Origin of the sequence: Streptomyces sp. NPDC014623, from assembly GCF_043088245.1 — a bacterium.
In the GTDB taxonomy this organism is placed as follows: domain Bacteria; phylum Actinomycetota; class Actinomycetes; order Streptomycetales; family Streptomycetaceae; genus Streptomyces.
Window position 1 is genome coordinate 51,125 of the sequence record NZ_JBIBZU010000024.1, and the last position, 14,370, is coordinate 65,494.

Consider the following 14,370-nt stretch of genomic DNA (forward strand, 5'->3'; position numbering starts at 1 on the left):
CAAGCCGCGGCGCAGAAAGGGGGCACGGCGCCGGCGCCGCGAGGAGACCCTGGCGCCGGACACCGCACCGCCTCACCAACGCCCACACCGCTCACGCACGGGTGTCAGATCTGCACGCTGCGCTCCTCGACCCCACGCGGTCGACAACGCCACCTATGTCAAATCGTAGGCAAGAGACGCCCCTCCCGGGTCTTCGCCGGGGAGAGGTATCCGCGGTTCATGTCTGGGTACACGCGCTCTCATGCACGGACAACATGCGCGTCCTACGAGCACTCTGTTTTGCCCGGCCTCTGACGCCCGGGCACCCGCGCTCGAGCGCGACGGCGCCAAGCACTCGCGCCGTGGCAGGTTCACCGGCCGCCTAAGGCGCCGGATCCTCGCCTACCGGTCGATCGAGTTCCTCTCCTCGAGCATCCCGGGCGACACCGGCCCCAGCGAGGAATGCCTGCTCCTGGTCCACGTCCGCAAGGTCGTCGGCCAGGTCCACTACCGGATCTGCACCCACTGCGCCGAGGGCGTCATCACCAACGTGGCTCTTGAGGAGCGCTTCCGCAGCGCCGGCCTGGGCACCCGCGCGCTGTCCCATCTGCGCTCCCGCCACCCCGGCGTGAGCTGGCGCAGCACCCTGAATCTGCGTGCCACACGCGATCTCCTGCGCCGCATGCGCGTCCCCATAACGACTGCGGCCGGGCTGTGCCCGCACACCCGGCAGCCCCTGTCACCTCCGGTGCCGACCACTCTGTAACCGCCGGTCAAGTCGGCGTCCGGCGGTTCCCGCCTGTGATCTTTACCAGGGGGTTCGGGCGCAGATGGTTTTTCCACCACCCGGGGCCGGCTCGATGTGCAGGTTGGTTATGAGCTGAGCGCCGCTTCCGTCAAAGCCAGCTCGCCTGAGGATGACACCCGCCGACGTTCTCGAACCGCCTGGCAACCTCACTGGCCCAAGACCCAGCCGCTGCCGGTTCGGACGAGACAGGACAGGGTGGTAGTACGGCTGACACGCCCTTGGCGCACCACCATCTTTGGCTGGTTCTGGCAGTTCGCCAGGTTTTGCCATGGAAGTAGCATTGTGCGCCCTAGCGGCGGACTGCTGGGGTGCCGTATCACGCGGCACGATTCAGAAGAGCACCGACTGACAAGGAGGACCACGATGTCGTGGGTGACCAGCAGCCTTCGGGCGCTCAGCGGTGAGATGCGTGCACGGTGGCACGGGTACTTCGTCGGCTACGGGCAGCAGGACTGACGCTCGGCAGCCGGACCGGGCACAACCCGACCGCGTAAGGAGAGCAGGCCGGATGTCATGGGTCATCAGGAGCCTTCGGGCGCTCAGCGGTGAGACGCGTGCGCGCCGCAATCAGTACGGCGACAGGTACGGGCGCAACGGCTGAGGTCCTCTCCGTGAAGGGACGGGGCGTGCGGCCCGGAGGCCGCACGTCCCGTCCCCCGTCAGATGGGCGGACGACCCATGCTCCTGGACAGGAAGAGTCTGTGGCCGCAACTGCGGCGGTGGGAGAAGCAGGCCGCAGGTCGCGATGGTCCGTTCAGGCTCCGCTTCGGCACCCTCTTCGTGGCCGAAGCCGGCGCGGCCCGAGACATCCTGGCCGACTCGGCCGGCGACTATCTTTCCCAGTCCGGGTTCTTCCGCCTGGGGCCGGAATCCCTGCCCCAGGCGGTCCGGAGCGAAGCCTCCCGCGAGCTGCTCAGGGTCCTGGCCCGACACGACCTCGCGTCGTCGTTCGACCTCGCCTCCGCCCTCGGTGAGGTGAGTGACGGCCGCGGCCGCCTGCGGCACCAGCGCTGGGGCGTCGAACTGGTCCGACGGTACTTCGCTCCCGTCATCGCGCACCCGCGTCACACCGAAATCAACGCGCTCGTCGATGCCTACGTGACGTCGAGCGTCGTCGCCGACGACATCGTCGGCCATGTGCTGAGGCGCTCGCACCGTACGGTGCCTGCCATCCGGACCGGGCTCGCCGAACAGCTCGGCCGCCTGCCGGCGCGGGAAGGCGGCGCACAGGACCTGGTCGACCTCGTACTCGGTCTGCCCGGTGAACTGTCCCCTGGCGATCGCGCGCAGTTGCTGCAGCGCCTTGTCTTGTCCACGGTCGGCTTTACCGGTGTAACTCTCGAATGGGTGGTGATGCTCGGCATCAGGCACGGCTACGACACCCCGGCAGTGTGGCAGGAGCAGGTCCATCGGCTGGTCAAGGAGGCGCTGCGCCTGTATCCAACCGCCTGGCGCCTGATCAGAGTGGCCGCCGCCGACCACGACGTAGCCGGCGCCCGGGTCCACAAAGGCGAGCACGTCCTGATCGGCACGCACGCGATCCACCGGTCGGCGGCCGTATGGGACAGCCCGCTGGACTTCTGTCCCTCTCGCTGGGAGCAGCCAACCGACGACCAGCGGCGCTCCTACCTCCCCTTCGGCAAAGGCGAGGGCATGTGCCCGGCGAACGGCTTCGCCGTCAAGGCTCTCGAACACCTTAGCCACCTCATCCTCCACGGCCACCGAGGACACGTGCGACTGCGTACCCGCAGGCCCCACGTCCGCACGCTCCTGGCCCCACCTGCCGGCTGGACCCGACTCACCCCCGCCCCGGCACCCGATCGCTGAACCGGCCCCCTCCGCTCACGCTCGGCACAGAGGTGCGCTTCCGCCGGGAAGGAGGCGTCGATGACGCAGGGCTCATGGAGAACGAACCGCCCCACTGCTGGCCGGCTGACTGCGCGGTCACCGCACCGCCGCCCGTACCAAGGGCATCGGCGTCTCCGGTCACGAAGGCGCGGGCGGCGGCCAGGTCCATGCCGGAGGAGCCGCCGATGGCGAAGCATCTGTGACAAGCCGCGTGCCTCACTGGTGACAACCAGACCGCTTAGGTTCTGTCTCCTCGATCAGGAGGGGTGTTCAGGGGCCACTGGTTTTGCCCCCGTCGGCGCTTGTGCTCCGTGCCAGCGCACCAGCAGCCGCGGCATCGAAATTTCCTGTCGTCTGCTCCTGTACTCGGGCTAGGGTCGGTGCGATTCACGCTCTTGATCGGAGACAGCATGCTCAGCACGTCCCTCGGCGACCACGCGGAGCTCCGTGCGCTGGAGCCATGGCAGGCAGCGGAGCTTGCCGCGTTTACCGATCGAGTACGTGCGCACTTGACCCCTTGGCTGCCCTGGGCCCATACGGTCGTCGACACAGAGAGTGCTCGGCAGTTTCTCCAGCGGTATGCCGAGAGCCAAGCCGTGGATGGCGGACGGATCTACGGGATCTGGCTGGATGACGTCCTCGTCGGCGGTACCCTCTTCCGCGTCTTCAATCCTCAGCAAGGGGCCTGTGAGCTGGGGGCTTGGCTGGCACCCGAAGCGCAGGGGCGTGGTCTGGTGACCCGCGCAGCGAGCGCAATGATCGACTGGGCAGTCAGCGTGCGCGGGATCTCCCGGGTCGAATGGCTGGTCTCGCCGGACAACGAGGCGAGCATCGCTGTTGCCAAGAGGCTGGGCATGACGCGGGAGGGCGTCTTGCGCAGCGTCTTTCCCATGGACGGCGTGCGCCACGACCTTGAGGTGTGGGCGCTGCTCGCCGACGAGTGGGCAGGCAGCGAGTAGCTCAGCCGGGGGCGGGACGTGCCTCTCCTGCTCGGCGACTCGTTGTTCTTCCCGGTGACAGGCCGACGCCAGGGGCAGTGGCGTGTCCGAGGCGTGTCCGGTCAGGTGCTGAGTGCGTGTCCGGTCGTTGAGTCGACGTGCTCTGGTATCTCGTCGTGGCGATCGCCCACAGTCGGTGTTCCGGTGGGCTCGAACATGAGGATTGCGGCGCCGGGCGGTTCGAGGTGGTCGCGCGACGCAGCGGGCTCGGCACCACTGCCAATCTGCGCGCGCTGATGCGCCGCGCGACCGGCATCACACCGTCGGCATACAAGCGCCGGTTCGGGCCGGAGGCGAACTGACGGCAGGTATCCCCCTTGCGACGAACCACGTGTGCTTCATCGTCTGCTGTCGCCGGGGGCGAGAAGGCTGGTCAGCTCCGGGATCGCCTCGGGGAGGGCTTGAAGTAGCGACGGACGTTCTCCGGCTTCTTGTGCCGCGACTTCGCCATCAGCACCAGCAGGGAGGCGCCTTGCTCGCCGAGGTGGGTGAGGACGGAGTGGCGGTACTCGTGCAGGTCCCAGCCGGTTCCCGGCCCCGCGCACGGCGGTGTGCTCGTCGAGGAGGGCGCGGGCCTGCCCGTACGACAGCCGCGCCAGGCCTGTGTCAGGGCACACGTCGCGAGGGCTGACGACCTTCCCCGGGCCGGGGCGGCGGCGGATGACGAATACCGGGCCGCGGGTCCGGCCGCGCAGCAGGCGGGGCAGGAGCCGGGCGGTACCGGCGTCCCAGTAGACGGTCTCCAGTTCGGCGGCACCGGAAGGGAAGGTGCCCTGTTCCGCACAACACCCGGCCCGGTCTGGGCACGCGGGTCAGCGGCGCGGCACGGCGCCATGGGGGCGGGCCATGGCGGTGCGCAGTTCGAGCGAGGACGCGGAGCGCACATAAAGGACAAGCGTCGAAAAATGCGCCATGTTTAGGAAACGTTAAGTAAATTATGTTGTCTGCTGGCAATTAGAGGCGACGTGAACCGTTGACGAGAACTGCAGATTCCGCCACCTTCATGACGTCGAGCATTTCCGCTCCGTCACGAAAGCAGGGATGCCAGTGAGAAAAACCCGACGCTTTGCCACTTCCGCCTTGACTGCCGCAACCGTATTCACGGCAGCATTCCTTTGGCCGGCGGCGGAGTCCGCGCAGGCGTTTCCCGCGACGCCCAAGCAGAACGTAGTGAACTATCTGCGCTCCATCTCCGGAGCCAGCATCGTTTCCGGACAGCACAACAAGGAGCCCGCTTCGGCTCCGGGGCAGTACACGCAACAGGTCAAGGACGTCACCGGGCAGTATCCGGGCCTGTGGGGCGGCGATCTGATGTTCAACGCTGCGGATGTGGCCAATCGCCAACGTGTGGTCGACCAGGCGAAGACCGAGTGGGCCAACGGGTCGCTGGTATCTCTGACCTGGCACGCCTGTCCACCGACCGGCGGAAGCACCTGTGCGTTCGAGGGCGGTGTGAAGTCGAACATATCGAACGCGCAGTTCTCGCAGATCCTCACCAACGGCAGCACACTGAACAACACCTGGAAGCAGCGTCTCGACGAGGTCGCCCCCTACCTCCAGCAGCTGAAGAACGCGGGAGTCCCCGTGCTCTTCCGGCCGTTCCACGAGATGAACGAATCGTGGAACTGGTGGGGCAACCGGCCGGGTGCCAACGGAAGTGCTCGACTCTTCCAGATCACGCGTGACTATCTCGCGGGAACGAAGGGGCTGGACAACCTCATCTGGGTGTGGAACGTGCAGGACAACCCTGCCGGCGGGTGGAGCAGTTACTACCCCGGAAATCAGTACGCCGATGTCGTGTCGCTCGACGTCTGGTACAAGAACCACCCAAGTTCCGGCGATTACCAGCAGATGAGGAACATCGCCGGGACAAAGCCCATGGCCATCGGGGAAATCGGTAAGATGCCGACCGCCGCGATGCTGCAGAGCCAGCAGCAATGGGCATGGTTCATGATGTGGTCCGAGCATCTGCGGGGGAACAACACCAACGCCGAGATCCAAGCGGCGTACTTCCATCCCCGCGTTCTGAACCAGGGCGAGGTCAGCCTCCCCTGATGCCCTTGTCGCCATCGCCGGGGCGAACTCGCGGCTCCTGATCCGGGTCGGGCCGAAGGGGCCCGGCGGCTCTTCGTCTTCGCCCTGAGGAAAGCGTTCGGGCGTGATCACAGCCATCCGGACAGCCCGCGGAGAAACCCGACGGGATCGTCACGGTGGACGGTGTGTCCCGCACCGTCCACCGTCCGCGTGTGCCACCCCCGGTTGCGCAGCGTCGCGGCAGGGGCCGGTGGAATCCGTTCGCTGGGGCCGGCGAGCAGCACCAGGGAGGGCACGGCCGGGGCGGCGGCGGGCAGGCCGGGCAAGTGCGCCAGGGCGTCGACGGAGCTTGGATCCCAGGTCGCCAGCGCCTGGTGCTCGGCGGTGATGTCCTCGTCATGCCAGAGCGGGTGCTCGGCCCGCAGTTCTTGCCAGGTGGCGTACTTGGCGGCGCGCAGGGCGGCCAGGTCCCGGGGCCGGTTCACCCATGCGGGGTCGCAGTGGATGGCTCGGGCACAGCGCAGTCGGGGTGTGGCGAGCAGCAGTGCGGCTGAGCCCAGTGAGTGGCCGATGGCGAGGTCGGGGGCCGGAGGCACGGTTTCGATCAGGTCGTCGGCCAGGATGGCGGGAGCGTAGGTGGCGCCGTGGTCACTTCCTCCATGACCGCGCAGGTCGACGGCGATGACCCGGTAGCCGCTGTCCGCGACAGCCGGTGCGACACGGTTCCACGTGCGTGAGTCTGTCATGATGCCGTGCACGAGCACGGCTGTGCGGGGGCCGGCCCCCCACTCTCTGGTCGCGAGCCTCATGAAGCGGCGGACAGGGGTACTCGCGCGCGGCAGAGCACCGCTCCTCCGCCGGTCACCTCACACGGGCTTCCCGCGGGCACGAACGCGGCCGCGCCCCGGGAGGGGGTCGGACCCGGCGTCAGGCGGACGTGGCCGACGGGACAGAGCAGCACCTGCGGCCCGGGGTCGGTCATGCTCACGGCTTCGGTACCTGTCTCCAGGCGTGAGAGAACGAACTCCTCTGGCGGAGAACAGAATTGGGTCTCACCGGCCAGTTTGGTGGGAGTGGGCCGCATGACTGCGGGTCTCATCGGAGTGCAGTCCACGGCGTGTCGATGGGTGGCGTTCATGACGCGTACCGTCTTGAGCGCGTCGTCGGTACGGAAGTAGGTGAGGTGGCCGATCCCGCCCACGTTCTCGTCCAGGCCGAGCCAGTACAGGTTGGTGCCCGCGAAGCGGAACGGCTCACCCTGCAGTGTCAGTGAGGTCCCCTCCCGCTGCACGAAGGCGTCTGCGGTCCGGCTCGGCGGATCAGCGGTGGCGGGGGACGATGCGGTGGTGACGGTGACGAGAGCGCCGACCGTCAGGAGGGCGGCAAGGGTTCTTCGGCGGTGTCGGGGCATGGCAAACCTGCCTTCGGTTCAAGAGGGCTGGGAGACGACGGCGAGCCGGCCCGGTCCGGAGTGGGTATCCGGCCCGGGCGCCGCCTTGGCCGTCGTCAGTCGGTGGGTTGCCGCGGGGGCGCGCTGCTACCGCGGGGCAGCAGTACGGGCGGAGCGGCCGGGCCGGACGACAGGTCGCGGCGGTGGACGACGTCGAACAGCCGACGGGTCACGTCGGCGCCGAAGCCGAACACGTCATGGCTCATGGCCGAGAGGGTGGGATGCGTGAGCTGGCACAGCTGCGAGTCGTCCCAGGCGATCAGGCTGACGTCCCTCGGTACGTCCAGCCCCATCTCGGCGGCGACGGACAGACCGGCGACGGCCATGATGTCGTTGTCGTAGACGATGGCCGTGGGGCGGCGCGGGGAGGCCAGCAGCGACCGGGTCGCCCGGGCACCCTGCTCCCCCGAGTAGTCGGTGGTGACGCTGCGGGCCGGCTCCAGTCCGAGTTCGGCCACGATCGTGTTCAGCGCGGCAGTGCGGATGATGGTGTGGCCGAGCGACGGATGACCGCCCACCCTTGCGATCCGTCGGTGCCCAAGGGCAGCGAGGTAGCGCACCGCCTCCTGCACGGCGGCCTCGTCATCGGTCCACACCGAAGTGAACCCGCCGGTCAGCGAAGGGTGGCCGACCGCGACGGCCGGTAGCCCGATCGCCGCCAGTTCGGTGACCCGGGGATCGTTCTGCTGGATGTCGACCAGGATGGAACCGGCGATCCGGCGCGACTGCCACCACTCGCGGTGGACGGCTATCTCCTGAGTGACGTCGCGCACCAGGTGCAGGAGCAGGGAGCACCGGTGTTCCTCCAGGACGGACTCGGCCCCGGAGATGAACTCCATGTAGAACGGCTCCAGCCCGAGCTGCCGCGCCGGCCGGGCGATGACCAGGCCGACGGTGTCCGCAGCTCCGGTAGCGGATCCGGACAGTTTGATCGCGGTCTGGCTCGGCACCCAGCCCAGCTCGGTGACTGCCTCCATGATGCGTTCACGCGTGGCTTCCGAGACACCGGGCCGGTTGTTGAACGCCAGGGACACCGCGCCTCGCGACACCCCGGCCCGGGCGGCCACATCGTTGATGGTGACGCGCCCAGACCGGCGTGCAGGTGCCTCACTCACGGCCGGCAGTCCCGTTGACGCAGAACAGCGCGCCGCCCGCGGCCTCCGCGGTGGGGCGCTCCCAGCCTGTGACATGCCAGGTGAAGGTCTCGCCGGGCAGCAGGGTGACCCGCCCGTGATCGGTGCCGGCGTCCGGGGCCAGCCGGTCGGCCTGCAGCACCAGGTCCCGTACGAGCCCGGCGGCGGTGACCGTGACCGCGACACCGTTTCCACCCCCCTCGCTCACCCGGACGTCGTAGGAGGCGGCCGGGTAGGCGAACTCACGGTCGGCGCGGGCGAAGTGCACGGCACGCGAGCCGTCCGCGTCGGCGACGAGGAACTCCCGGCGCGCGTCGCCGAACTCGGCGACCGAACGGGGCAGCGCCTCCAGAGCCACACTGTTTCCTGCGGCCTTGAGCATGACCTCGGCGCTTGCCAGCACCGTTCCGTCCGCGTCCATCCGCCGGACCGTGACGGTGGTGTCCCACGTGGCAGCGCCCTGGTTGCAGCCCGCCACGACCAGGGCACCGTCCCGGAGCTGGAGTGTCAGCAGCCGATCGGCGTACAGACGGCGCATCTCGAAGTACAGCGGCTTGAGCCGGGCGTCACCGTCGATCGCCGCCCAGGAGGTCACCGGCCAGCAGTCGTTGAGCTGCCACAGCACCGTGCCGGCGCACCGGGGCCAGTGGGAGCGCCAGTGCTCCACCCCGGTGGCGACCGCGCGCGCCTGGTTCAGTTGGGTCAGGTAGTGCCAGGCGTCGAAGTCGGCCGGCGGGGCGAAGTGGTGGTCGAGCCCCCGGTTCAGCTTGACGTTGCCGTTCTCCGCCTTCTGGTGGTGCAGCATGCCGGGGGAATCGGCGGTCAGCGGCCGTTCGGACAGAGCGCGTTCCAGGGTGGCGTGGGTCGGCGGGGCCTGCCAGCCGAACTCCGCGACGAAGCGGGGCACTGTGGTGAGGTAGTCGCCGTAGTCACGACGGTTCCACACCTCCCACGAGTGCGCGGTGCCGTGGTCGGGGTCGTTCGGAGTGTGGTTCCAGGACCCGGACCAGGGGCTGCCCGCCCAGTAGGGCCGCGTCGGGTCCGTCTGCGCCACGATGCGGGGCAGTAGGCCCAGGTAGTAGCCCTCCCCCCAGGACTCTCCGGCGAGTTCCTGCTCCCACTCCCAGTCGGCGAATCCCCAGAGGTTCTCGTTGTTGCCGTTCCACAGCACCAGCGAGGGGTGGGGCATCAGCCGGGCCACGTTCTCCCGGGCCTCGGCCTCGATCTCGGAGCGCAGCGGCTGCTCCTCCGGGTAGGCGGCGCAGGCGAACAAGAAGTCCTGCCAGACCATCAGTCCCAGCTCGTCGCAGACGTCGTAGAAGGCCCTGTCCTCGTAGATCCCACCGCCCCACACACGCACCAGGTCCACACCCGCGTCTGCGGCCTGGGTGAGGCGGGTACGGTAGCGGTCGGCTGTGACGCGTGCGGGGAAGACGTCGTCGGGTATCCAGTTCACTCCCCGGGCGAAGACCGGGGTGCCGTTGACCACCAGGGTGAAGGCGCTTCCGTGCACGTCCGGGGACGTGTCGAGTTCGATCGTGCGGAAGCCGATGCGCCGCTCCCACGCGTCCAGGGCGTGGCCGTCGTCGCCGTCCTCCAGCACGACGGTGCACGCGTACAGTGGCTGGTCGCCGTAGCCGCGCGGCCACCACAGCTTCACGTCCGGGGTCTGTACGGTCACCGTGGCGGTCCTGGCCCCAGGCGCGACGGTGATCTCCGAGGAGCCGCCACCGACCGTGGCCACCAGACGCAGCGGCCGGTTCCGACCGGTCGTCGTGCGGTCCAGATCGACGGTGATCTCGACGATGCCGCTCCCGTCACCCGCGACGGCGACCTGGGGACGGACCTCGGCCAGCCGGGCGGTGGACCACTGCTCGATGCGCGCCTCACGCCACACGCCGGCGGTCACCAGGGTGGGGCCCCAGTCCCATCCGAACGAGCAGGCCATCTTACGTATGTAGTTGAACGGCTCGGGATAGGAGTTGGGCCGATGGCCGAGCGCCTCTCGGACCGCCTCGGCCTCGGTGTACGCGGACGTGAAGGCGACTTCGAGCGGCGCCGGACCGTCGACCAGCAGGTCGGTGACGTCGAACCGGTAGGAACGGTGCATGTTCCGGGTACGCCCCAGCAGCCGGCCGGCAGCATGAACGGCGGCCACCGTGTCCAGCCCGTCGAAAACCAGTTCGGCACGCTCGAAGGTGCAGTCGCGCTGGGGCAGTTCGGTCGCGTAGGACCAGTCGGCACGGCCCACCCAGGCAGCCTCCGACTCGTTGCGGTCCAGATACGGGTCGGCGAGCAGATCCGCCGCCATGAGGTCGGTGTGGACGCAGCCGGGCACCTGTGCCGGCACGGTGGTTCCGGCCAGCTGCGGGGGCGCGTCCTCCGGGGTGCCGCGGTCGGTGTTCAGGCGCAGCGTCCAGCCCTGGGACAGCGGCGTGCGGACCTTCATGCGTACTCCTTGAGAGGTAGTGCGGGGCGCGGTGGGCGGGGAGGTCATTTGGTGGAACCGGCCGCGAATCCGCTGTAGATGAAGCGCTGCAGTGCCAGGAAGACGATCAGGGTCGGCACGATCACGACGATCGTGCCGGCGGAGATGGTCTCCCAATGAGCGCCGAAGGGGCCCTTGAACCGGAACAGGGCGGTGGAGATGGTGCCGAGTTCGGGGTCCGGCATGTAGAGGAAGGGCACGTAGAAGTCGTTGTAGATCGCGATGCCCTTGACGATGACGACAGTGGCGATGGCCGGTCGCAGCATCGGGAGGATGATTTTCCGGTAGATCGTCCAGGAGTTGGCGCCGTCGATGCGCGCGGCCTCGTCCAGGGAGACGGGGATGGACCGGATGAACTGCAGGAAGATGTAGATCGAGACGATGTCGGTGCCGGTGTACAGCAGGATCGGTGCCCACCGGCTGTTGAACGCGCCGAGATCGTCGATCACCTGGAACGTCGCGACCTGTGTGGTGACGCTGGGCACCAGCGTCGCCAGCAGGAAAAGGCCCATCACCAGCTTTTTGAGGCGGAACTGGAAGCGGTCGATGGCATAGGCGGTCATCGAGCCGATCAGCACCGTCCCCGCGGTGGAGACCACGAGGATCAGTGTCGTGTTGCCGAACGCCCTCAGCATCGCACCTTGCTCGATGGCGGTCGCGTAGTTGGTGAAGTTGAACCAGTCACCGGGCAGTGACAGCGGGCCGCTGTTCGCCACCTCCGACTCGGTCTTGAGCGAGGTCAGCAGAACGACGGCGAGGGGCACGAGGACGACTGCCGAAGCCAGGAGCAGTGACAGGTACTTCAGGACGACCGGGATTCCGGCCGGTACGGAACGGCCGCCGTTGATCCCGCGCCGGGCCGGAGCAGACAGGTCGGTGGTCATGAGAGCTCCACCCTCTCCTCGGGAAACAGCCGACGCTGGACCCAGGTGATCAGCAGGATCAGGAGCAGCAGGACGACGGCGGACGCCGAGGCCAGGCCGACCTTGTCGAACTGGAAGGCCAGCTTGACCGTCTGGATGACGAACGTCTCGGTGCCGTTGGCGCCACCGGTCATGATGTAAGGGATCTCGAAGACAGCCAGGGACCCGGAAACGGCGAGTATGAAACTCAGGCTGATGATCGGCTTGATGCCGGGCGCGATGATGTGCCGGAACTGCTGCCAGCGGTTGGCCCCGTCCAGCTCCGCCGCCTCGTACAGGTGCGGGGGGATGGACTGGATCGCACCGAGGAACAGCACCATGTTCAGGCCCATGAAGCGCCAGACAGACACCCCCGCGAGCGAGGGGTTGGCCAGGTCCGGGTCGCCGAGCCACAGGTGATCGCCCTCCGCACCGACCAGCCGCAGCAGCGTGTCGAGGGTGCCGTCGGGCTGGAAGAAGTACAGGAACACAAACCCGACGGCCACCCCGTTGATCAAGTAGGGAAAGAACAGCAGACCCTTGAACAGGTTGCGGAAGCGGGTGTTGAAACTGAGGACCGTGGCGAAGTACAGCGCAAGCGCGATCTGAAGGAACGACGCCGCCAGGTAGAACCCGCTGACGAGAAACACCTCGAACCGCGCGGGCCGCGTCACCAAATCGGTGTAGTTCTCCTCGCCCACAAAGGAGCGCGAAGGGCTGATTCCGTCCCAGTCGGTGAAGCTGTAGCCGATCATGTCCGCCACCGGCAGGAACGTGAACATCAGCAGCAGCGCCAGAGGCGCGGCCAGGAAGAGCCAGGGGGTCAGGGCCGCGGCACGGCGGCGCCTGCCGACGCTTGGCCGGCCGGGGCCGGGCTGTGACGGCGGTGCGCTTCGCCGGCCCGCAGCGAGCCCTCCTGCACGGGTCTTGTGGGCAACGGTCATCTCATGGTTCCTCGCGGTGGGTTCCCTGTCGGGCGGATCTCGGGGCGGCGGCACGGCGAGCTGCTCATGCGGGGCCCCTGCTCGGGCGGCTCGCAGCGCGGCTGACCTGGTCGGGGTCTCATCGTGCCGCAGCATGGTCAGCCGCCGAGGGTCTGCTGTGCCTCGGCCCACTTGCCGTTCAGCTCACCGAAGTAGCTGTCCATGTTCCCGTCGGCCGCACCCCGGGCGACGTCGACCAGCTTCTGCCGATAGCCCTGCGCGGTGATGCCGATCTCGGACGCCTTGTCGATCTTGTTGACGTCGGCGATGTTCTCCTGGTGCTGCGGGATCATCGTGACATCGTTGTCGGAGAACGCCTTGAGCGTGTCCGGCAGTGGAGCGCCCTTGACCGAGGAGATGGACCCTTCGCTGGCGGCCTGGCCCGACTTGGTGATGTACCAGTCGAGCCACGCCCGCGCCGCTTCCTTGTTGTCGGAGTGCGCGTTGACCGCGTACTGGTAGTCAGGGCGCAGGACGGAGCAGTACGTCCCGTCACGCTGCGCCGGGAACGGCATGAATGCGATGTCGTCGGGGTTCTTCCCGGCGGCCTCCGCTCCGGCCCGCATCTGGGAGATCGCCCAGGACCCCAGCCACATCGATGCGACCTCGCCGGATCCGATCTGCGCCTTGGAGTCCTCCCAGTTGGTGGTGGTCGGGTCGGGCTCCGACAGCTTCTTCTCGACGATCGTGTAGAGGAGCTTGTCGATCTCGTAGAGATCCGATCCGCCGCTGCTCCAGGGCTCCTTGGTCTCTGCCAGGGAGTCGTAGGACCCGGAGTCGCAGGAGGGCGAGCCGATGGCGTTGGTCCAGTTGGTGAGGGGCCAGCCGTCCTTGTAGTTCGTGTAGTACGGGACGGCATCCGTCTTCGCCTTGATCGTCGCCAGGTCCGCGACGAACTCCTCGGGCGTGGCGGGCCAGTCCTTGATGCCGGCCTTCTCCCAGACCGCCTTGTTGTAGACGAACCCGTTCGCCACCCCGATGTTGGCCAGACCGTAGACCTTGCCATCCACCGTGGCATGGTCGGTGTAGTCGAACGTCGCCGACAGTTTGATGGAACTGCCGAGCGGCGCGAAGAAGTTGGGGTACTGCTCGACGGAGAGGGAGTTGGGGATCAGGAGGACGTCCCCGTAGTTCTCGGTGTTCATCCGGATCTTGGTCTCGCCCTCGTAGTCGGTCAGCCCTTCGAACTTGACCTTCACACCCGGGTAGATCTTGTTGAACTCGGCCGCGTACTTCTTCAACGACCCGTCAGCAATCTGGTCCGTCCTGTTGGTCAGAACCGTGATGCCGCCCGACACCTTCGCGGGATCGCTCGGCGGAGCCGCGATCTCGCCACTCGTCGCATCCCCCTGGCCACTACATGCCGTGACAGCAACCATGGTCGCGGCCACCAGGACCACACCTGCTCTGCGCATTTCCTCCACCCCTCACCGCACGACTACCGACATCAAGCCCAGAGGGAAGCCTCAGGGACTCCCGTCGCCCCGGCCTGATGAGCGCTCAACGTAGACGTAACACGGAGGCAATGTCCATAGACCGGTCCACCTGGATTCCAGGGCCTCCGCAAGGCTCTGATCAGCAATTTTACTAAACTTTGACTAAATCAATCGGCTCTTGAACGCGTCGGGCGACGCACTCTCGCCGACGTCTGGACAACGTTGTCAGGCGATGGTGTGATGTGGGCGGCTCACCGAACCACGCATGTCGCCCCTACACAGAGGAGCATCACCGTGAGTAGTCATTGGTC

11 protein-coding genes and 3 pseudogenes are annotated in these 14,370 nt (G+C 67.7%); 5 read left to right on the forward strand and 9 right to left on the reverse strand.

Annotated elements, in window-relative coordinates:
• Positions 1-241 precede the first annotated feature (241 nt).
• The 3 genes from ACF1FZ_RS29980 (at position 242) to ACF1FZ_RS29990 (ending at position 3,594) form a co-directional block, all read left to right on the forward strand.
• Positions 242-745 (forward strand): hypothetical protein, encoded by a 504-nt coding sequence (locus ACF1FZ_RS29980; RefSeq protein WP_391776527.1) that lies wholly within the window; start codon positions 242-244, stop codon positions 743-745.
• A 720-nt stretch (positions 746-1,465) separates the two neighbouring features.
• Positions 1,466-2,614, forward strand: coding sequence for a cytochrome P450 (locus ACF1FZ_RS29985; protein WP_391776528.1), 1,149 nt, complete (start codon positions 1,466-1,468; stop codon positions 2,612-2,614).
• Between the two features lie 431 nt (positions 2,615-3,045).
• Positions 3,046-3,594 (forward strand): GNAT family N-acetyltransferase, encoded by a 549-nt coding sequence (locus ACF1FZ_RS29990; protein ID WP_391776529.1) that lies wholly within the window; start codon positions 3,046-3,048, stop codon positions 3,592-3,594.
• Between the two features lie 101 nt (positions 3,595-3,695).
• On the opposite strand, the pseudogene ACF1FZ_RS29995 reads toward ACF1FZ_RS29990, so the two are convergent.
• A pseudogene (locus ACF1FZ_RS29995) lies at positions 3,696-3,812 on the reverse strand (cupin); the annotation flags it as partial.
• Between ACF1FZ_RS29995 and ACF1FZ_RS30000 the strand changes: the two are divergent.
• A pseudogene (locus tag ACF1FZ_RS30000) lies at positions 3,801-3,935 on the forward strand (AraC family transcriptional regulator); the annotation flags it as partial. The pseudogenes ACF1FZ_RS29995 and ACF1FZ_RS30000 overlap by 12 nt on opposite strands.
• A gap of 36 nt (positions 3,936-3,971) precedes the next feature.
• Here the strand turns inward: ACF1FZ_RS30000 and ACF1FZ_RS30005 are convergent.
• Positions 3,972-4,379 (reverse strand): annotated as a pseudogene (locus tag ACF1FZ_RS30005) (site-specific integrase); the annotation flags it as partial.
• Positions 4,380-4,713: 334 nt separating this feature from the next.
• Here ACF1FZ_RS30005 and ACF1FZ_RS30010 point away from each other — a divergent pair.
• Positions 4,714-5,688 carry a glycosyl hydrolase gene (locus ACF1FZ_RS30010; RefSeq protein WP_391776530.1) on the forward strand — a complete coding sequence of 325 codons (975 nt, stop codon included), beginning with the start codon at positions 4,714-4,716 and terminating at the stop codon, positions 5,686-5,688.
• A gap of 107 nt (positions 5,689-5,795) precedes the next feature.
• Here ACF1FZ_RS30010 and ACF1FZ_RS30015 read toward each other — a convergent pair whose 3' ends face one another.
• The 7 genes from ACF1FZ_RS30015 to ACF1FZ_RS30045 form a co-directional block, all read right to left on the reverse strand.
• Entirely contained in the window at positions 5,796-6,476 is a 681-nt protein-coding gene (locus ACF1FZ_RS30015) for an alpha/beta fold hydrolase (RefSeq protein WP_391776531.1), read from the reverse strand.
• Positions 6,473-7,078, reverse strand: coding sequence for a hypothetical protein (locus ACF1FZ_RS30020; RefSeq protein ID WP_391776532.1), 606 nt, complete (start codon positions 7,076-7,078; stop codon positions 6,473-6,475). Before ACF1FZ_RS30020 ends, ACF1FZ_RS30015 begins: the two co-directional genes overlap by 4 nt.
• 95 nt (positions 7,079-7,173) lie before the next feature.
• Positions 7,174-8,232: a LacI family DNA-binding transcriptional regulator gene (locus tag ACF1FZ_RS30025; RefSeq protein WP_391776533.1), complete on the reverse strand. Its 1,059-nt coding sequence runs from the start codon at positions 8,230-8,232 to the stop codon at positions 7,174-7,176.
• Complete coding sequence (locus ACF1FZ_RS30030; RefSeq protein WP_391776534.1) at positions 8,225-10,699, reverse strand: glycoside hydrolase family 2 protein; 2,475 nt, start codon at positions 10,697-10,699, stop codon at positions 8,225-8,227. Before ACF1FZ_RS30030 ends, ACF1FZ_RS30025 begins: the two co-directional genes overlap by 8 nt.
• A 44-nt stretch (positions 10,700-10,743) precedes the next feature.
• A complete protein-coding gene (locus ACF1FZ_RS30035) occupies positions 10,744-11,622 on the reverse strand; it encodes a carbohydrate ABC transporter permease (RefSeq protein WP_391776535.1) in 879 nt (292 codons plus the stop codon).
• Positions 11,619-12,584 carry a carbohydrate ABC transporter permease gene (locus ACF1FZ_RS30040; RefSeq protein WP_391776536.1) on the reverse strand — a complete coding sequence of 322 codons (966 nt, stop codon included), beginning with the start codon at positions 12,582-12,584 and terminating at the stop codon, positions 11,619-11,621. Before ACF1FZ_RS30040 ends, ACF1FZ_RS30035 begins: the two co-directional genes overlap by 4 nt.
• 137 nt (positions 12,585-12,721) lie before the next feature.
• Positions 12,722-14,038, reverse strand: coding sequence for an ABC transporter substrate-binding protein (locus tag ACF1FZ_RS30045; RefSeq protein ID WP_391776537.1), 1,317 nt, complete (start codon positions 14,036-14,038; stop codon positions 12,722-12,724).
• Between the last annotated feature and the right edge of the window lie 332 nt (positions 14,039-14,370).